This is a genomic window from Marivita sp. NO-S04 (assembly GCF_059070475.1).
The window spans coordinates 997,038-1,013,834 of the sequence record NZ_CM180980.1 but is presented as its reverse complement, the minus strand read 5'-3'; the positions used below and the strand labels follow the sequence as shown (position 1 = coordinate 1,013,834).

The window sequence follows — 16,797 nt, the reverse complement described above, 5'->3', positions numbered from 1 at the left end:
TGGTCAGTTCCCTTGGTGTTGTCAGCCCTGATGGGCCAGAATTTGCATCCAGATCGCGGTCTCGTCGTAAAGCGTCCATTCCCGGCGCAACCCGCGCGGACCGAACTCGGCATGGCTGATACCCATCACATGAACCTCGGCCCGCGAAGGGGTGCCGAACGCACCCCAGCCATCGTGTTTGCCCGTGAGCGACCATCGGATCGCAGCGCGCGGCGGCATGTTTGGCTCTTCCATCCCGATCTGGTGGTGAATCTCGAATTTGGCCGATGGAAAGGCCGACCGCAGGCCAAGCCAGAATGCATCAACCCCTCCGGTGCCATGCACGGTCTGGCCGCCGGGATATTCGGCGTGCACGGCGCGATCATACTGGTCGGGAACGACTGAAAATTCGCCGTCCATGATCCGTGTCAGCAAAGCCGCAAACGCAACGCCCCACTGATCATCATTGCCCCGCCCCGTATACGGCCCCTGCACATCGACCGCCGGGCGGAAGGGCTGGCTCTCAGGATTAAGCCCGGCGATACGCGCCTGCGCCCAATCCTTCACGTCAAACCCCAATTGCCGGACAATCGCGCCATTGTCGCGGATCAGCCATTCGTCGCTGATCATATTGTTCTTGGCATAGCAATCCGCCATCGCACGCGTGGCGATCTTGCGCCCCGTGGCTGCACCAAACTGCCCGTCATTCACGTGGGTCGCCGTGGACAGGATGCGATGCGACGACAGCATCCCCACCTCGGGTGTCCCCGACCAGATCACATCTTCACCCAACAACTGCCGGTCGGGGAATTCATGGCAGGTCGCCATCGTCGCCGCCGTCATCGCAGGTTCGCCAAAGCCGATGCCATCGGGCGTGCGAACAATCACCTCCGGGTGGTAATAGTCCTTCATCCGCGCCCCAAGTCCACGATCCTCCCAGATCTCCTTGGTGATCCCGAGGATGTAATCGGGGAAATCCGTGAAACGGTTGTCGAACCCTCTCATTGCAAGCCTTCCGGTATGCGGGCCGATCCGCGCAGGATCAACGGCCCGTCGATTTCTGTCACACCCGCTTGCGCGGATTTGTCTTCGATTTGGTTAATAAGCGCCGCAACAGTCGTCTTGACCATGCGCCCCACAGGCTGGCGCACCGTGGTCAGGTCATAGGCCGCAAACGCGGCCATCGGCACATCATCGTAGCCCACCACCGACACGTCATTCGGCACCGACAGACCCAGCGTGCAGCGCAGGTGATCCATGACCGCAAAGGCCATGTGATCATTGCCGACAAACAGCGCATCCACTCCTTTGCCCAACAACAAGTCGGTCACCCGCACCGCCTCGGCATGGTCATAGCGCCCGTCCTCGACACCCACGCAGTCCTGCCCCAGCTCTGCCAGTCGCGCGACAAACCCCTCGGTCCGGTCGCGCCCGGTGGACGACCCCTGCCAACCCGCCACATGGCCGATGCGTGTATGCCCGCCCGCGACGAGGAAATCCGCCACCTTGGCGCCACCAAGCCGATTGGCCGAGGTGACCTGTGCAAGCCCGCTGCCAGCCTGCCCACGGTTGAACAGCACCACGGGAATCCCCGCCGCCTCGCACCGCGCGGCCAAAGCGTCGCCAAGGCCCACACTGGCCAGCACGATCCCGTCCACCTGGTGGTCCAACATCTGCTGGATGATCCGATCAGTATCGGCCTCGCCAGCCCCTTCGGGCACAGTAAAGACCAGAGTGTGATACCCCTCATCCTGCAAGTCGCGGCTGAACCGCTCCAGCGCGTCGGGGTAGAACGGGTTGCCCAGATAGGCCACCACCAATCCGATGATCCGGCTGCGCCCAGTGATCAGCGACCGCGCCAGCACATTGGGGCGATAGCCCAGCGCGTCGGCCGCTTCGCGCACCTTGTCTGCCGTGGCCTTGCTCGCCGACGCACCAGAGAACACCCGGCTCACTGCCGACTGGCTCACCCCTGCCCGCGCCGCAACATCGAATGAGGTGACCCGCCGCGTCATCCCGCCGTCCAACCGCCGTCTATCAGCAACGACGTGCCCGTCACCAACGCGCTCGCATCCGAGGCAAGGAAAAGGCAGGCCCCCATAATGTCCTCGACCTCACCGACGCGCGGCAGTTTGATCTTGCTTTCGATCCACGCGCGTTTTTCGGCATCGGCAAAGGTCGGCTTGCTCAACTCAGTCAAAACGAAGGTCGGACAGATCGTGTTGACGCGGATATTCTCCGGTCCCCATTCAATCGCCATCGCCTTGGTCATACCTTCCAGCGCATGTTTGGTGGCGCAATAGACCGCCCGTTCGATCCCGCCAACATGCGCCATCTGGCTGCTGATCTGGATGATCGACCCACCGCGTCCGACCATCTGCCGCGCCACAGCCTGCGCCAGAAAATACGCCGCCTTGATGTTGATCTCCGACACCGTGTCGAAATCCTCGGGCGTGGTCTCAAGCGCCGAGCTGTGCCGCGCAAGCCCGGCGGAATTCACCAGAATGTCGATCGGTTCCAGTGCCGCCACCGCGTCCCGCACCGCCGCGATGTCCGTCACGTCGAGCACCAGAACTTCAGCGCTGAACCCGGCCTGAGTCATCTCGTCCACGGCCGCCTGCATCTGCACCGCGTTGCGCGCAGCAACGATCACATGCGCGCCCGCTTCAGCCAGCGCCACAGCACAGCCAAGCCCGATTCCACGTGATCCACCAGCGACCAACGCCCGCTTGCCATCAAGACGGAAAGACGGGGTTCTGGGCAGGGACATAGGGACAACTCCGAGGCTTTGCATAGGTGTGCAAAATCACGCTACTCCGGGCAAACCGCTCTGTCCAGCCCCCGCTTCACGGATGGGCAATCCCCCGAAACGGAGGGAAATCCGCATAGTGCCGCTCCCGCTGATCGCGCGGCTCAGACGGCTCCGCACATGCACGAACCAACGTCCCCTTCGGCGCGATGTAGCTGTCGATCCGGCGCTGCGGCGCGGGCCGCCACGCGATGTTGAACGCGCACAGCTTGGGAAAGAACCAGACTTCGGCAAAGGGCAGATGATCATAGAGCCACCATGCCAAATCCCGCCAGTCCCGCCCCTGATCGTATTGGTCGGCAAACCACGGAATGACGATGCTCGCCCCCGCCACTTCGACATCCGGCAAGTCCCAGATGTGGCACTCGAGCGGATAGTCATTGCGCGCGCAGTTCAACCCGTTCTCGTTGCCGAACCGGTTGAGATCCGCCGACCGAAACCCCGACCGCACAGCGATCCGACCAAAGGACTCTTGCAACGGATCAAGCAGTGTTTCGCAAAACGCCCGCCCTCGTGCGATGGCCAGATCAGGGTGATCAGGGATGTTCTGACGCGCGTGAAAATTCCCGATCTCGGAATAAAGAAACTCCCGCATGTAGAAATGCCGTGACAACCGGACCCGGCCCAGCGTCTCAAGGCTCCACATGCTTTGCGGGCGTCTCAATACCCGTTCCAGCGAAACGCGCCATCCCCCTCGCGCAAGGGCGAAAACGGATTATGGGCCACTTCCCAGACATGGCCTTCCGGATCGCTGAAATAGCCGTGATAGCCGCCCCAGAACACCTCTTGTGGCGCTTTCAACACGGTGCCGCCCGCAGCTTCGACCCGGCCCATCACGTCATCGACTCCTGCCCGGTCCCGCGTATTGTAACCCAAAGTCAGCGCCCCGCGCCCAAGCTGCGCCACGTCGATCCCGATATCCTCGGCCAGCTTCTCCAGCGGATATAGCCCCAGCGTCTGCCCCAGCAGATCATAGGCATTCACCCCGTCCTGCGTCTCAACCCGCACCCAGCCCAGCGCATCGTAAAACGCCGCCGTCTTGTCCGCATCCGTCACGCCCAGTGTGATCAGCGATACCCTCTGCTCCATGCCAACTCCCTCATCCGGGCGAACACATCGACCCCGATCTGAGCGTACATGTCCAAAAGGTCCACGAGAACCCAGTTTTCCCGGATCAGCCCATCTTCCAGCCGCCAGAAATCCAGACTGCGCAGCGTGATTTTCTGCCCCGTTGGTGGCAGACCCAGCCAGCCATCACCCGACAGTGTCTGCTGCATGTTGGGCCAGCCGGTCACACCCACATAGGCACCTTCGGCCATAAAGTGATGCACCGTGCCCTCTGGATGCTGCCCCCGGTCGGGCATAGCGTTCAGAAACGGGATCTGGTGGAACCGCCGAAATTCCTCCACCCCACGCGCCGTGCCGATGCCCGCAGGGCCGTACCACATGAAGCCCGGGTGCCAGAACCGCGCCAACTCCATGACCTCCGGCCCACCCTGCGATGGGTGCCGGGTCATGGCAGTCAGCATGTCGATCACATGGGTCGCGCTGCTCTCCGACAGTTCAGGATCATGCGGCCCCAACCCGTCCTGCGTCATGGGTGCGGGCGCATGCTGGAACCGCCCCAGCTGCGGCGCCATCGGCCAGACGCCCGCTTGCATCATCATCTCGGGGATGTCCCAGATCGCCTGCATCTCGACGCACGCGTCGCCCTCGATCCGGTAGAACTCGTGAAACCGCATCGCAGCAGAGCGCCCGGTCGGCGGAATGCCCAGCCAAGGCTCTGCCCACCGCCCAACATACTGCCCCCCCGAGCCAACCCAAAGCGCGCCATCCGCATCGAACCCAGCGATCCGAATAAACTCCTGCCGTTCCAGATCAGGCAGCGCCACCCGCAAGGGCGCCACTGCATCGCGGGCAAACGCCTCTGCCCCGTGCAGATCGCCAAACGGATGACACATCCGAAACACGGCATCCGGCGTAACTTGTGCCAGCGCATCCGCGACACCATCGCAATCCCGCATCGCCGCAAAAACCGGCGCCATCACCGCCTTCGCGTCCTCGACCTCAGACATGAGGCCCCCTTGCTTCTTCTTTTTCCAAATATGCCGGGGGGGTTGGGGGGCTGGCCCCCCAAGTGTTTCCGCCTGCGGAAACAAACGATGCAGCAAAGCATCGTCCCCCGCCCCAACTCACTCCGCCGCGTCCCGATAGGGGGCGCCTTCGCCATAAGGCACGTTGACCCCGCCATAGCGGCGCACCCGCACGTTGCATTGCTCGGCATGACCCACAAACCCTTCAAGCATACAAAGCCGCGATCCGTATTCGCCAATCAATGTCGCCGCCTCGTCGGTGATGATCTTCTGATAGGAATGGGTCTTGAGGAACTTGCCCACCCAAAGCCCACCGGTATAGCGTCCCGCCTTCTTGGTCGGCAGCGTGTGGTTCGTCCCGATCACCTTGTCGCCATTCGACACATTGGTCCGCGCCCCAAGGAACAGCGCGCCGTAGCAAGTCATGTTCTCAAGATACCAATCGTCCCGGTCGGTCATCACCTGCACATGCTCGGACGCGATGTCATTGGCCACCTCCAGCATCTCGTCATGATCGGTGCAAAGGATCACCTCGCCATAGTCGCGCCACGAGACTGAGGCCGTGTCCCGCGTCGGCAGGATCTCCAAAAGCCGATCAATCTCGGCCAAGGTCTCTTCCGCCAGTTTCCGGGAATTGGTCACCAGCACGGCGGGCGAGTTATACCCATGCTCCGCCTGCCCCAGCAGATCCGTCGCGCAAATCTCTGCATCCACAGTGTCATCGGCAATCACCATGGTCTCGGTCGGCCCAGCGAACAGGTCAATGCCCACACGCCCAAAGAGCTGCCGCTTCGCCTCTGCCACAAAAGCGTTGCCGGGACCTACCAGCATATGCACGGGATCAATGGTCTCGGTGCCGATCGCCATCGCACCCACGGCCTGAATGCCGCCCAAGACATAGATCTCGTGCGCCCCGCCCAGATGCATCGCGGCGATCACCGCCGGGTTCGGCTTGCCCTGCCAGGGCGGCGTGCAGGCGATGATGCGCGGCACACCCGCCACGCTGGCCGTTGCAACCGACATATGCGCTGACGCCACCATCGGGAACTTGCCCCCCGGCACATAGCAACCCACCGACTGCACGGGGATGTTCTTGTGGCCAAGGATCACCCCCGGCATCGTTTCGACCTCGATATCCAGCATCGAGTCGCGCTGCGCCTGCGCAAAGTTCCGCACCTGCTCCTGCGCAAATCTGATGTCAGCCAACTCGCGTGGGCTAAGCTCTGCGATCAGCGCGTCGATCTCGCCTTGGGTCAGGCGGAAACTTTCGGGCGTGTAATTGTCGAACTTTGCTGCCAAATCCCGCACCGCTGCGTCCCCGCGCGCTTCGATATCGGCCAGCGTTGCTTCAACCACCGCGCGGGTCTTGGCATCGTCTTCTGCACGTTCGGTTTCGGGTTTCCCCCGCTTGAGATACTCGGCCATATCCACCTCCCCGGATCAAATGTCCGGATCAGCATAACGGGGTGCACGGCCCTCTCAAGTGAATTTTGCATACGATTGCAAAAACATTCGATCAGGCAAGCACCTCGAGGATCGCGTCTTCGATATGGCGCAGGTTCTGCGGCTCGGAAAACCGGTGATCAGTACCCTTGACCAACGTCAGCCGCAGGTCCGGGCTGTCGATGTGATCCAGCAGCCGCAACGCCGTTTCGCGGCTCACGGCGGTGTCGTCGGTCCCCTGCACCAGCCGCACCGGATAAGGCATGTGCAGCGGCGAGCGCAGAACTAGGTTCTCACGCCCGTCTTCGATCAGACGACGCGTGACAATGTACGGATCGGCATAATCCGACGGCAAAGCGACCTGCCCGTCCTCCATGACCTTGCGCCGGTCTTCTTCGGAAAACCCGGCCCAGAACCCGTCCTCGGTGAAATCGGGTGCTGCGGCGATGCCGACAAAGCCCACCACATGCTTGAGCCGCTGCGTCATTAACGATGCGATCCAGCCCCCCATGCTTGACCCAACCAGTACCACGGGTCCCTCGCAGGTTGCCTCGATCACCGCCTGCGCATCGCGCGCCCAGTCGCCGATGCAGCCCTCCTCAAAAACACCGCCCGACACGCCATGCCCCGAATAATCGAACCGCAGAAACGCGCGTCCGGTCAGCTTGGCCCAGGCCTCCAGATGCACCGCCTTGGTGCCCTCCATGTCGGACTTGTAGCCCGACAGGAACACGACCACCGGCCCCTCGCCCTCGGTCCTGGCATAGGCCAGTCGGTGCCCGTTTGGTCCGTCTAGGTACTGTATCTCTGTCATGCCTGCCTCCACTTCGGTCTGGCGCGACTTTACGCAAAGCGCACCGGAACCCAAGAGGAGTCAGCCGTTTTCCACCTCATCCAGCCGCAGCGCCAGCAATCCCCCGGCCAGCGACAGCACGGCAAACCCCGTGAGCGACGCCACCGGCCCCGCCAGTGCCAAAAGCCCACCGAACGCCCCGGTGATCAGCAGCAGCACACCAATCGCCGTGTTCGCCAACGCCGCATAAGAGGACCGCGCGTCCTCGGGCGACATGTCCACCAGATAGACCGACCGCGCCGACCGCACGCCCTGATAGGACAGCATGAAGAAAAACAGGATCACCGGGATCACCCAAGCCGTTGCAGCCCAGCCGCTCAGTTCCGCAAGAACAGCCAGCGTGGCGAACCCGGCGGCCAGCATCCCCGACAGGAACAACACCTTGCGCGAGGATTTGTCGGACAGCCGACCCCAGACATAGGATCCCGCAAACGCCGCCGCGGCCGACGCCAGAAGCAACGCACCCAAGCCCTGCAAAGCAGATTGTCCGCCGCCTAAAAGCACAAAATAGGGCGGTGCCAGTGCCGTGACCGTCAACAAACCGCGCACCGCGATGAACAGCCGGAATTGGCGGTCTTCCTTCAGAGGGGTGAAATCGACCGATGTGTCTTCGGTGTCATCGGAAGCCCGTTCTTCAAGAAACGAAAACAGGATCGCCGCAGCCCCCCACAGCGCCGCCGCCAACGTGATCGCCACCACAACGGGCGTCACGTCGCGCAAAAGGCCTGACATCAGCAACCCGGCAAAGACCAGCACCGCGATAGAGGCGACCGATCCGGCAAGCCCCGTCACCGCACCGCGACGAGTCTTCCCGACCGTCTTGCCCAGAATATCCTTATAGCTGACCGAACAAGCCGCCCTTGCGACGGCCAGCACGGCCAAAGCGGCACATAGCGACAACCCAGCGGCAAAGCCCTCCAGCGTCAACGCAATAAACACAATGGCAAGCGCTGCGATCCCCTGCCCGGCAGACCCGATCACCCAGGCCCACTTGCGGTGCCGCAAGGATTGCACCCACCCCGCAAACACGATCTGAGGCAAAAGCGCCCCCGCCTCACGGATCGGCACCAGCAACCCGGTTAACGCGGCAGGCGCGCCCAGCGCACCCGCCAGCCAGCTCAAAACCAGTTTGGGGTCAATCAGCCCATCTGCGACCTTGGTCATCGACAGGCTGACCATATGGCGCAACCCGTTGCGCGCTTCGCGGTCCCTTACCGCCTCATCCGCCCCTGTGATCTCTTCATAGGCGTCGGTGACGGGATGGGACATTGGGGCGAATCCTGTGGCTGTGAACGACTGCGGGCAAACGCGCAAACGCGTGATTGGTTCCCGTCATCCCCCAAAACCGCAAATACCATCAAAGGCTTCGCACGAAAATCCAGGCCAACACGTTACCCTATTGTCACGTGACTAAATAATCACCTATAGTCACGTGTATGGACACGATCTTCAAAGCCCTCAACGACCCCGCCCGCCGTGCGCTGCTTGACAGTTTGCGGCGCAAGGACGGGCAGTCACTCAGCGAACTGGAAGAGCAGCTCGATATGAGCCGGTTCGGCGTGATGAAGCACCTCAAGGTTCTCGAAGACGCCCATCTTGTCATCCCGCGCAAACAGGGGCGGTTCAAATACCACTACCTGAACGCCCTCCCCCTGCAGGAAATGCTCGACCGCTGGGTCGCGCCGTTCCTGAGGCCCCAAGCGCAGATGATGAGCGATTTGAAAACCCAATTGGAGAGAGAGACCCGCATGGGAAAACCCGATTTCATGATGCAGACCTTCATCCGCTGCTCGCAGGATGCTTTGTGGGATGCGCTGACCAAGGCCGACCAGATGGCCGCCTATCACTTTATGTGCAACGAGGTGCGCGGCGACGCGCGCCCCGACAATGTGACCGAGTTCATCAAACCCGATGGCAATGCGATGCTGCGGCAGGTTACCACCGAAATGGACCCCAAGACCCGCATTGCCATGACGTTCGAGCCGCTCTTCATGGGGCCGAACGCGCCTGCCTCGCACATGGTCTACCTGATCGAACCGCAGGGCGAGACCTGCAAACTGACCATCGAACATTACGACATGGCACCGGGTCAGGAAGGCTTTGCCGAAGGCTGGGCACGCCTGGCGTCGTCGCTCAAGTCCTACCTCGAGACCGGCAAAGCGATGAAGGGGGCCGCGTGATGGAGACCTTCCCCACCGAACTTGGCATCCTTACGTGCCTGATGATCCTCGCGGCAAGCCTGTGGATTCCCTACATCGTCGGCGTCAACAAACACGCCATTGCCGGAACCGACCCGTTTGTCCGCCCAACCCCGCTTGATCAGTTTCCCGCGTGGGTCCACCGCGCGCACAGGGCGCACCTGAACCTGTTGGAACAGGCGCTGCCGTTTTCGGTGCTGGTGCTTATCCTGAAAGCGATCGACGGCTTTTCTGCGCTGACCTACTGGACCGCCATCGTGTTCTTTTGGGTGCGTGTGATCCACGCAGTCGGCATGGTTTCGGGCTTTGCCAAGATGCCGCTCCGGCCGATGCTGTTCCTGATCGGCTGGGCCTGTTGCCTGCTCATGGCTTACGCGGTGTTCGCCGCGCGGTTGTGAACAGGCGTAGGGTGCGTGCTTGCACGCACCTTTCCCTTATCCGCCGATATAGGCACCGCTTTTGGGGCGGAAAAAGTTCTTCTGATTGTGCAAACGACCCAAAAGGTCATTGATACGCTTCATCGACACATCGACCTCGCGGGTGTTTTCACACGGGCGCAGCGGGTCTGCGTCCTGGCTCAGAACTTCAGAGTTCAAAGACCGCTTTGTGGTCCGCAGCGCGTCTTCGATCAATTCCATGTCTTCGACGGACAGTTCGAATGTCTTGTTGTAGCCGGGCATTGTCTGCTCTCCCGTGTCGTATGACGCTAAAAGTTTCCGATAGTGGAATGTCGTTATACATAGCAATTGCGTCGCTTTCGTCCATAGCGAAAGCAAAGATTAACCCATTGTTTATAAACGCTTTCCAATAATACATTGGTATACCGCGCAAGAATCTTTCGCGGCCAACTGCAAAAGCGCCGACTCACCCGGTCGTTTCCGACCCGCCCTGTCTTGACGTGCCGCCGCCCCCCTGCCAAAAGCCGCCTACGATACATAACCCGCAACCGGGCGTTCCGTGGGCGCCAAACTGACGAGGAGCTAGGCCGATGAGCCAGATTTCCCTGACCTTCCCCGATGGCAATGCGCGCGACTACGATGCAGGTGTGACCCCTGCCGAGGTGGCCGAGAGCATTTCCAAATCACTGTCGAAAAAAGCCATCTCTGCCACCGTGAACGGGGCGCATTGGGATTTGCAATGGCCGATCCAAAGCGACGCGCAGATCGCCATCAACACCCTGCAGGACGACGCACCGGCGCTTGAACTGATCCGGCATGACCTTGCGCACATCATGGCGCGCGCGGTGCAAGAGATCTGGCCAGACGTCAAAGTCACCATCGGCCCGGTGCGCGACAATGGCTGGTTCTACGATTTCGACCGTAAAGAACCGTTTACGCCCGAAGACCTTGGCGCCATCGAAAAGCGGATGAAAGAGATCATCAACGCCCGCGATGCGGTCCGCACAGAGCTGTGGACCCGCGAGCAGGTGCGCCAGTATTACACCGACAACAACGAGCCCTATAAGGTCGAAATCCTCGACAAGATCCCCGAGGGCGAGGACATTCGCATGTACTGGCATGGCGAATGGATGGATCTCTGTCGCGGCCCGCACCTGCAACACACCGGTCAGGTTCCTGCCGATGCGTTCAAACTGATGAACGTGTCCGCCGCCTATTTCCTTGGCGACAACACCCGCCCGATGCTGCAGCGCATTTACGGCGTGGCGTTCAAGAACCGCGATGATCTGAAAAAGTACCTGACCTTCCTCGAAGAGGCCGAAAAGCGCGATCACCGCAAGCTCGGCCGCGAGATGAACCTGTTCCACATGCAGGAAGAGGCCCCCGGTCAAGTGTTCTGGCATCCCAATGGCTGGACAGTCTACACCGCGCTGCAGGACTACATGCGCCGCAAACAGCGCACCGGTGGGTATCTCGAGATCAATACGCCGCAAGTTGTAGACCGCAAGCTGTGGGAAGCGTCGGGGCACTGGGAAAAGTACCAGCACCACATGTTCGTCGTCGAAGTCGACGAAAGCCGCGATGGTGAAAACGACGATGCCAGTGCCAAGAACAAGGATCACACACGGATCAACGCGCTCAAGCCGATGAACTGTCCTTGCCACGTGCAGGTGTTCAACCAAGGCCTGAAGTCCTACCGCGACTTGCCGCTGCGGCTGGCCGAGTTCGGGTCGTGCGCCCGGTTCGAGCCCTCGGGCGCGCTGCACGGCATCATGCGGGTGCGTGGCTTTACGCAAGACGACGCGCATATCTTCTGCACCGAAGACCAAATCCAGCAGGAATGCGCCAAGTTCATCGACTTCCTTGCTGGTGTGTACCGCGAGCTGGGCTTTCCAGAGTTCGAAATCCGCTTTGCCACACGCCCGGAAAAGCGCGTGGGCAGCGATGAAAGCTGGGATTACGTCGAGGGCGCGCTTGAGAACGCGATCAAAGCGGTTGGCCGGGATTACACCCTCGAACCCGGTGACGGCGCATTCTATGGCCCCAAGCTTGATTTCTACCTGACTGACGCGATTGGCCGTGTCTGGCAGTGCGGCACCTTCCAGGTTGACCCGAACCTGCCGGAACGCCTTGGCGCCAGCTATATCGGTCAGAACGGAGAACGGCACCGCCCGTTCATGCTGCACCGCGCCTGCCTTGGGTCGTTCGAGCGCTTCATCGGCATCCTGATCGAGAACTGGGAAGGCAAACTGCCCTTCTGGCTGGCCGCGCGTCAGGTGGTTGTCGCCTCCATCGTGTCGGAAGCAGATGATTATGTGCGCGAGGTCGTGGCCGAACTGACCAAAGCGGGCGTTCGGGCCGAGGCCGATATCCGCAACGAGAAGATCAATTACAAGGTCCGCGAACACTCGGTCGGCAAGGTCCCGGTGATCCTTGCCATCGGCCACCGCGAGGTCGAGGAACGCACGGTCACCGTGCGCCGCCTTGGAGAGAAGCAAACCTCTGTAACATCGCTGACCGATATCGTGAGCAGCCTTGGGAAAGACGCGACTCCGCCGGATCTTTTGTAACATTCCCGCGCTGGAAACTTTCACATAGGCCCCGTTTTGTTACGGGGCCTTTTTTATTTTATTGAAAACGCAGAGAAAATTCAGCGCAAGAAGTTCACCCTACGTCACGCCCGCGTGACACACACCGCAGTGAATAGCGCGACAGCCTGCCGCGGGGCATGGTGGGTTCATCGACGTTGCACAGGCTCTGTCGACCCAGTTCAACTTGTTAAGTAACCAAAAGGACCATCTCATGTCGAAGACACTCAAGACCGTTGCAATCGTTGGTGCAGTCGCAGCAAGCCTCGCCGCGCACACAACAACCGCCACCGCCCAAGCCAAGGAAAAGTGCTTTGGTGTGTCCCTCGCCGGTCAGAACGACTGTGCTGCTGGCCCGGGCACAACCTGCGCTGGCTCCTCCACTGTTGACTACCAGGGCAACGCATGGACACTGGTCGACGCGGGCACCTGCGGCGAAATCGAACTGCCCGCGATGGCCGATGGCTCCGCACGCATGGGTTCGCTCGAAGAGCTGAACCGCGATCTGCCGGGCTGATCGCTTTGCGGGGGGCAAGACGGTCCCCCCAAGCACAATACGCAAGCCGGGCGCCTGTCCGGCTTGCACCACAAGGACATCACTATGCCCGACGCGTCACACAGTTTCCCACACCTGCCCGCCCTACCCGGCGTTGGCTACAAAGCGCAGCACTTCACCGACATTCTGAACGATCCGAACCCGGTTGGCTGGTTGGAAGTGCATGCCGAGAATTACATGGGCGATGGCGGACGACCCTTGGCGCAATTGCGTGTTCTGTCCGAACGCTTCCCGATTTCCGTGCACGGTGTCGGCCTGTCGATCGGCGGCGAAGGCCGGTTGGATCCGGATCACCTCGGGCGGCTGAAACACCTGTGCGACTGGCTCAATCCAGCCAGCTTTTCCGAACATCTGGCGTGGTCGACCCATGACAGCCATTTCCTGAACGACTTGCTGCCGCTGCCCTACACGTCGGACACGCTGACGCGCGTTGCAGAGCACATCGACGACGTGCAGACCGTGCTGGGCCGTCGGATGCTTCTCGAGAACCCGTCTTCCTATCTGGCCTTTGCGGAAAGCACCTATTCCGAGACCGATTTTCTGGCCGAGATCGTGCGCCGCACCGGCTGCGGCCTGCTCTTGGATGTGAACAACGTGTTCGTGTCCGCGACCAATCTCGACCATTCCCCGCAAGGCTACATCGACGCCTATCCGCTTGACGCAGTTGGGGAAATCCACCTTGGCGGTCATGACGAAGACGAAGACGACCACGGCGCGCCCCTGTTGATCGACAGCCACGGGCGCGAGGTTGTGGATCCTGTCTGGGCACTCTTGGATTACACGCTGGCGCAATCCGGCCCCAAGCCGCTACTGGTCGAGTGGGACACCGATGTTCCCGAGTGGCCGGTACTTGCCGACGAGGCCCGGCGCGCGGCATCCGCGTTGACCCGCGTGTCGACATGACCGACCAGACGGCCTTTCACGCAGGGCTTCTGAACCCGGCCACGCCCGTGCCCGACGGGCTGACCGATGCGCAGGCCCGCCCAGCCGGACGACGGTACGGCGTCTATCGCAACAACGTCACCGTGTCCCTGCGTGAGGCACTCGCCGAAGGCTTCCCGTCCCTTGTCGGCCTGATCGGGCGCGAAAATTTCGACCATGTCGCCCGCGCCTATTTGCGCCAATCACCGCCCACGTCGCCACTGATGATGCATTACGGGGCAGGATTCCCCGAATTCGTAGCATCGCTCGATCAGCTTGCGCATCTGCCCTACCTCGCAGATGTGGCCCGGATCGACGTGGCGATGCGCCAAAGCTACCACGCCGCCGACAGCACCGGCATCGCTCCCACCGCCTTGCAGGCGTTGGACGAGGACACGCTGCTGGCCACCCGCCTCAGCTTTGCGCCATCCATGATCCTGATCCGGTCACCTTGGCCCATCGGATCGATCTGGCACTATACCTTGCGCGGCGGCGACAAACCGACAGGCCACGCGGAGGACGTTCTGATCCTGCGCGCGGAATACGATCCAGAGCCGTTTGTGCTGGGTCCCGGCGCGGGCGAAGTGCTGCTTGCATGGCGCTCCGGTACTCCGTTCGGCCCTGCTATCGAACAGGGCGGCGATGCGTTCGATCTTGCCGCGCTGCTTAACATCCTGCTTTCGAACCACGCGATAACCGACTTGAAAAGCTGACATTTTCCAAACGAAAGACCGCCACAATGGACCGCCTGATCTTCCTGCACACATCCATCTTCGCGCCAATCGAACGCCTGTTCGACAGTCTGGTCCCGCTTCTGGCACGGTTCGTATTTGCAGCCACGTTGCTGATGTATTTCTGGTCTTCCGCGATGACCAAACTGGGTGACGGGATCATGGGAATTTTTATCCCCTCTACAGGGGCTTACGCGCAAGTCTTCCCAAAACAGATGGAAGCGGTGGTCTATGATGTGTCGCAGCTTGGGGTCTTTCACTGGGCCGTTGTCCTGGCAGGCACTTGGGCCGAATTCATCCTTCCCTTGCTGATTGTGATCGGGTTGTTCACGCGGCTGGCAGCGCTGGGGATGATCGGGTTCGTGGTCGTGCAATCCCTGACGGACCTCTACGGGCATGGCGGCATCGCACATGCGGAAACGCTGGGGGCGTGGTTCGACAGAGTGCCGGACAGCGTGATCCTCGATCAACGGGCGTTCTGGATGCTGATCCTTGTCACATTGGTGATCAAGGGCGCAGGTGCGCTGTCGCTGGACCGCATCCTGTCGCGGCAAGTTCTTGGCGCGCCCGCCACTGCCTGACCCCTTGCACCCGACTACAGGGCGGTTATCTCTGACGAGAACACAGTCAGGGGGCGATATGTCGGATCGAACGGTTCTCAAGATCAGCGGCGCGGATGCACGGCATTTCCTGCAAGGGCTGGTTACGAATGATGTCGACCGGCTGGATCGCGGGCTGGTCTATGCCGCGATGCTGACACCGCAGGGCAAGTATCGGGCCGACTTCTTTCTTGTGCCGATGGGCGATGCAATCCTGCTGGATGTGGACAGTGGCTTGGCCCCTAGTCTTAAGCAGGCATTGACCATGTACAAATTGCGCTCTGCGGTCGAGATCGAAGAGACAGATTGCGTGGTGACGCGGGGCTTGGGCGATGCACCGGAGGGTGCTTTCGCCGATCCGCGCGATCCGGCGATGGGCTGGCGCGGCTATGACGGACAGCCGGGGGATGCAGGCGTCGATTGGGATGCCGTGCGCGTGGCGGCCTGTGTGCCGCAAAGCGGTATAGAGCTGACCACAGACAGCTTTATTCTCGAGATGGGGTTAGAACGGTTGAACGGCGTCGATTTCCGCAAGGGCTGTTATGTCGGACAGGAAGTCACGGCGCGGATGAAACACAAGACCGAGCTGCGCAAAGGATTGGCGACGGTCACTGTCGATGGTGTGGCCCCGGTGGGGTCAGACATCGTTGCCGGGGAAAAGGCGGCTGGCACACTTTTCACCCAAGCCGCTGGGCAGGGATTGGCCTATCTGCGCTTTGACCGGGCCAATGACGACATGCGGGCAGCTGGCGCCACGGTGCGGTTCACACCCGACGTTCCCCACGCCTGAAACCCCGCGCGGGTGTGTCCCGGCAGGGGGTCAGGTTTGATGTGTCGTGGAAGCGGCGCCGCCCCGGAGGTCGACAACTGGGTTCTTCGTGCCGGGGTTTCCCCCGCGACCTGTGGGGCAATGCCCCGGCAAGATATATCTCTGGTTGGTCGACGCCGTCACGCGTCACGCCGGTCAGATGTCTGTGTCGCGGCATGGGAGTGACCCTTCCCGCTCGGTGCGCACCGTGCGAACGGGTATGGCGCAGCCTCGGTTAATCACAGGAAAACGGAGCGTTCGGTGCCAAGACCTTTGCAAAGGTCTTGGACGCGCGTTCGAACGCGCTTGGCGCTTTCGACTTACCTTGCGCCCGTAGCCGGCTTTGCCACCCGCACAAGATCGGGATGTGCGCCCACAGCCGCAAACGTGCGCGCAACATCCGCGTTGAACGCATAATGTGATGCGGTCCACACCCCGATCCCCTGCGCCGCAAGCCGCGTCTCCATCGCTGCGATCATCGCGGTGGCATGCCCCGCCCCGCGATTGGGTTCTGCGACAAAGAGATGATCGAGATACGCGCGCCTTACAGGGCGGCGGAACGCATCCGCAGGACGTTCTTGAATGAGGAACAGCGCGTAGCCCATCAGCCGTCCGCCAAGCCGGACACCAACCGCTGCGCCGCAATCGTCGAACAGATGCGCCAGATGGTCGGCGAATGCGTCATCGGTTCCCTCATCATGAAACACGTCGGGCAAGGCCGCCACGTGATGGCGGTGCAGCGCACGAAACAGCGGCACCATGTCGGGAATATCGTCTTTGGTGAGAACTTGCATAAGAAAAGGCCTCCTGACTGATGCCGG

General features: G+C 61.4%; 19 protein-coding genes. 8 read left to right on the top strand and 11 right to left on the bottom strand.

Annotated elements, in window-relative coordinates; translation table 11 throughout:
* Positions 1 to 21 precede the first annotated feature (21 nt).
* From ACK3EW_RS05405 to ACK3EW_RS05365, 9 genes are all read right to left on the bottom strand, one after another.
* A complete protein-coding gene (locus tag ACK3EW_RS05405) occupies positions 22 to 984 on the bottom strand; it encodes a nuclear transport factor 2 family protein (RefSeq protein ID WP_493808763.1) in 963 nt (320 codons plus the stop codon).
* Entirely contained in the window at positions 981 to 1,994 is a 1,014-nt protein-coding gene (locus ACK3EW_RS05400; RefSeq protein ID WP_493808762.1) for a LacI family DNA-binding transcriptional regulator, read from the bottom strand. Before ACK3EW_RS05400 ends, ACK3EW_RS05405 begins: the two co-directional genes overlap by 4 nt.
* Complete coding sequence (locus ACK3EW_RS05395) at positions 1,991 to 2,749, bottom strand: SDR family NAD(P)-dependent oxidoreductase (RefSeq protein WP_493808761.1); 759 nt, start codon at positions 2,747 to 2,749, stop codon at positions 1,991 to 1,993. Before ACK3EW_RS05395 ends, ACK3EW_RS05400 begins: the two co-directional genes overlap by 4 nt.
* Positions 2,750 to 2,825: 76 nt before the next feature.
* Positions 2,826 to 3,434 (bottom strand): hypothetical protein, encoded by a 609-nt coding sequence (locus ACK3EW_RS05390; protein ID WP_493808760.1) that lies wholly within the window; start codon positions 3,432 to 3,434, stop codon positions 2,826 to 2,828.
* A gap of 14 nt (positions 3,435 to 3,448) precedes the next feature.
* Positions 3,449 to 3,877: a VOC family protein gene (locus ACK3EW_RS05385; RefSeq protein ID WP_493808759.1), complete on the bottom strand. Its 429-nt coding sequence runs from the start codon at positions 3,875 to 3,877 to the stop codon at positions 3,449 to 3,451.
* Complete coding sequence (locus ACK3EW_RS05380) at positions 3,856 to 4,863, bottom strand: ester cyclase (protein WP_493808758.1); 1,008 nt, start codon at positions 4,861 to 4,863, stop codon at positions 3,856 to 3,858. The genes ACK3EW_RS05385 and ACK3EW_RS05380 overlap by 22 nt, the downstream gene beginning before the upstream one ends.
* 117 nt (positions 4,864 to 4,980) lie before the next feature.
* Complete coding sequence (gene hisD / locus ACK3EW_RS05375; RefSeq protein WP_493808757.1) at positions 4,981 to 6,306, bottom strand: histidinol dehydrogenase; 1,326 nt, start codon at positions 6,304 to 6,306, stop codon at positions 4,981 to 4,983.
* A 91-nt stretch (positions 6,307 to 6,397) separates the two neighbouring features.
* Complete coding sequence (locus ACK3EW_RS05370) at positions 6,398 to 7,138, bottom strand: alpha/beta hydrolase (RefSeq protein ID WP_493808756.1); 741 nt, start codon at positions 7,136 to 7,138, stop codon at positions 6,398 to 6,400.
* A 60-nt stretch (positions 7,139 to 7,198) separates the two neighbouring features.
* Positions 7,199 to 8,446 (bottom strand): MFS transporter, encoded by a 1,248-nt coding sequence (locus ACK3EW_RS05365; RefSeq protein WP_493808755.1) that lies wholly within the window; start codon positions 8,444 to 8,446, stop codon positions 7,199 to 7,201.
* Positions 8,447 to 8,613: 167 nt separating this feature from the next.
* Between ACK3EW_RS05365 and ACK3EW_RS05360 the strand changes: the two genes are divergently transcribed.
* Both ACK3EW_RS05360 and ACK3EW_RS05355 read left to right on the top strand, forming a co-directional pair.
* Entirely contained in the window at positions 8,614 to 9,357 is a 744-nt protein-coding gene (locus ACK3EW_RS05360) for an ArsR/SmtB family transcription factor (protein ID WP_493808754.1), read from the top strand.
* Positions 9,357 to 9,773 carry an MAPEG family protein gene (locus ACK3EW_RS05355; RefSeq protein ID WP_493808753.1) on the top strand — a complete coding sequence of 139 codons (417 nt, stop codon included), beginning with the start codon at positions 9,357 to 9,359 and terminating at the stop codon, positions 9,771 to 9,773. Before ACK3EW_RS05360 ends, ACK3EW_RS05355 begins: the two co-directional genes overlap by 1 nt.
* A gap of 36 nt (positions 9,774 to 9,809) precedes the next feature.
* On the opposite strand, the gene ACK3EW_RS05350 is transcribed toward ACK3EW_RS05355, so the two are convergent.
* Positions 9,810 to 10,055, bottom strand: coding sequence for a hypothetical protein (locus ACK3EW_RS05350; protein WP_493808752.1), 246 nt, complete (start codon positions 10,053 to 10,055; stop codon positions 9,810 to 9,812).
* 308 nt (positions 10,056 to 10,363) lie between these two features.
* On the opposite strand from ACK3EW_RS05350, the gene thrS reads away from it, so the two are divergent.
* The 6 genes from thrS to ygfZ all read left to right on the top strand — a co-directional run bounded on the left by thrS (position 10,364) and on the right by ygfZ (position 15,958).
* The gene (gene thrS, locus ACK3EW_RS05345; RefSeq protein ID WP_493808751.1) at positions 10,364 to 12,343 is read left to right on the top strand and encodes a threonine--tRNA ligase; all 1,980 of its coding nucleotides are present in this window, start codon (positions 10,364 to 10,366) and stop codon (positions 12,341 to 12,343) included.
* 232 nt (positions 12,344 to 12,575) lie between these two features.
* Positions 12,576 to 12,878 (top strand): BufA1 family periplasmic bufferin-type metallophore, encoded by a 303-nt coding sequence (locus ACK3EW_RS05340; RefSeq protein ID WP_439120233.1) that lies wholly within the window; start codon positions 12,576 to 12,578, stop codon positions 12,876 to 12,878.
* An 84-nt stretch (positions 12,879 to 12,962) separates the two neighbouring features.
* Entirely contained in the window at positions 12,963 to 13,820 is an 858-nt protein-coding gene (gene bufB, locus ACK3EW_RS05335) for an MNIO family bufferin maturase (RefSeq protein WP_493808750.1), read from the top strand.
* Positions 13,817 to 14,551: an HvfC/BufC family peptide modification chaperone gene (locus tag ACK3EW_RS05330; RefSeq protein ID WP_493808749.1), complete on the top strand. Its 735-nt coding sequence runs from the start codon at positions 13,817 to 13,819 to the stop codon at positions 14,549 to 14,551. The genes bufB and ACK3EW_RS05330 overlap by 4 nt, the downstream gene beginning before the upstream one ends.
* A 26-nt stretch (positions 14,552 to 14,577) precedes the next feature.
* Positions 14,578 to 15,150, top strand: a complete 573-nt coding sequence (locus ACK3EW_RS05325; RefSeq protein ID WP_439120230.1) for a DoxX family protein — start codon at positions 14,578 to 14,580, stop codon at positions 15,148 to 15,150.
* Between the two features lie 58 nt (positions 15,151 to 15,208).
* Positions 15,209 to 15,958: a CAF17-like 4Fe-4S cluster assembly/insertion protein YgfZ gene (ygfZ, locus tag ACK3EW_RS05320; protein ID WP_493808748.1), complete on the top strand. Its 750-nt coding sequence runs from the start codon at positions 15,209 to 15,211 to the stop codon at positions 15,956 to 15,958.
* 338 nt (positions 15,959 to 16,296) lie between these two features.
* Here ygfZ and ACK3EW_RS05315 read toward each other — a convergent pair whose 3' ends face one another.
* On the bottom strand, positions 16,297 to 16,770 hold the full coding sequence (locus ACK3EW_RS05315; RefSeq protein ID WP_493808747.1) for a GNAT family N-acetyltransferase: 474 nt from the start codon (positions 16,768 to 16,770) through the stop codon (positions 16,297 to 16,299).
* Positions 16,771 to 16,797 lie beyond the last annotated feature (27 nt).

What these genes read in the sequence shown, in the direction of transcription:
- ACK3EW_RS05405 (WP_493808763.1), bottom strand. Translation starts at nt 984, where the DNA reads ATGAGAGGGTTCGACAACCGTTTCACGGATTTCCCCGATTACATCCTC.
- ACK3EW_RS05400 (WP_493808762.1), bottom strand. Translation starts at nt 1,994, where the DNA reads ATGACGCGGCGGGTCACCTCATTCGATGTTGCGGCGCGGGCAGGGGTG.
- ACK3EW_RS05395 (WP_493808761.1), bottom strand. Translation starts at nt 2,749, where the DNA reads ATGTCCCTGCCCAGAACCCCGTCTTTCCGTCTTGATGGCAAGCGGGCG.
- ACK3EW_RS05390 (WP_493808760.1), bottom strand. Translation starts at nt 3,434, where the DNA reads ATGTGGAGCCTTGAGACGCTGGGCCGGGTCCGGTTGTCACGGCATTTC.
- ACK3EW_RS05385 (WP_493808759.1), bottom strand. Translation starts at nt 3,877, where the DNA reads ATGGAGCAGAGGGTATCGCTGATCACACTGGGCGTGACGGATGCGGAC.
- ACK3EW_RS05380 (WP_493808758.1), bottom strand. Translation starts at nt 4,863, where the DNA reads ATGTCTGAGGTCGAGGACGCGAAGGCGGTGATGGCGCCGGTTTTTGCG.
- hisD (WP_493808757.1), bottom strand. Translation starts at nt 6,306, where the DNA reads ATGGCCGAGTATCTCAAGCGGGGGAAACCCGAAACCGAACGTGCAGAA.
- ACK3EW_RS05370 (WP_493808756.1), bottom strand. Translation starts at nt 7,138, where the DNA reads ATGACAGAGATACAGTACCTAGACGGACCAAACGGGCACCGACTGGCC.
- ACK3EW_RS05365 (WP_493808755.1), bottom strand. Translation starts at nt 8,446, where the DNA reads ATGTCCCATCCCGTCACCGACGCCTATGAAGAGATCACAGGGGCGGAT.
- ACK3EW_RS05360 (WP_493808754.1), top strand. Translation starts at nt 8,614, where the DNA reads ATGGACACGATCTTCAAAGCCCTCAACGACCCCGCCCGCCGTGCGCTG.
- ACK3EW_RS05355 (WP_493808753.1), top strand. Translation starts at nt 9,357, where the DNA reads ATGGAGACCTTCCCCACCGAACTTGGCATCCTTACGTGCCTGATGATC.
- ACK3EW_RS05350 (WP_493808752.1), bottom strand. Translation starts at nt 10,055, where the DNA reads ATGCCCGGCTACAACAAGACATTCGAACTGTCCGTCGAAGACATGGAA.
- thrS (WP_493808751.1), top strand. Translation starts at nt 10,364, where the DNA reads ATGAGCCAGATTTCCCTGACCTTCCCCGATGGCAATGCGCGCGACTAC.
- ACK3EW_RS05340 (WP_439120233.1), top strand. Translation starts at nt 12,576, where the DNA reads ATGTCGAAGACACTCAAGACCGTTGCAATCGTTGGTGCAGTCGCAGCA.
- bufB (WP_493808750.1), top strand. Translation starts at nt 12,963, where the DNA reads ATGCCCGACGCGTCACACAGTTTCCCACACCTGCCCGCCCTACCCGGC.
- ACK3EW_RS05330 (WP_493808749.1), top strand. Translation starts at nt 13,817, where the DNA reads ATGACCGACCAGACGGCCTTTCACGCAGGGCTTCTGAACCCGGCCACG.
- ACK3EW_RS05325 (WP_439120230.1), top strand. Translation starts at nt 14,578, where the DNA reads ATGGACCGCCTGATCTTCCTGCACACATCCATCTTCGCGCCAATCGAA.
- ygfZ (WP_493808748.1), top strand. Translation starts at nt 15,209, where the DNA reads ATGTCGGATCGAACGGTTCTCAAGATCAGCGGCGCGGATGCACGGCAT.
- ACK3EW_RS05315 (WP_493808747.1), bottom strand. Translation starts at nt 16,770, where the DNA reads ATGCAAGTTCTCACCAAAGACGATATTCCCGACATGGTGCCGCTGTTT.